Origin of the sequence: Chryseobacterium sp. SIMBA_038 (assembly GCF_046535115.1) — a bacterium.
Taxonomy (GTDB): Bacteria; Bacteroidota; Bacteroidia; order Flavobacteriales; family Weeksellaceae; genus Chryseobacterium.
Map to the genome: position 1 here is coordinate 1 of NZ_JAWRXH010000298.1, position 255 is coordinate 255.

Here is a 255-nt window from a genome sequence, read left to right on the forward strand (position 1 = left end):
GGTGGTAAACGCCTTTAAACAGCTTGCCGCAGCCAATCGGCCAGGTGATCGGCGCACAGCCGATTTTCAGATCGTTCTCAACTTCATCGAGCAGCTCCATCGGGTCGCGGATATCACGGTCAAGTTTGTTCATAAAGGTGAGGATCGGCGTGTCGCGCAGACGGGTAACTTCCATCAGCTTACGGGTACGATCTTCAACACCTTTTGCGGCGTCGATAACCATCAGGCAGCAGTCCACCGCCGTCAGGGTACGAT

The 255-nt window shown here is 54.9% G+C and carries 1 protein-coding gene; it reads right to left on the minus strand.

Annotated elements, in window-relative coordinates:
* Window positions 1–255 (minus strand): GTP-binding protein (locus SB689_RS23630; RefSeq protein ID WP_410694478.1); only part of this gene is annotated, 255 nt, incomplete at both ends.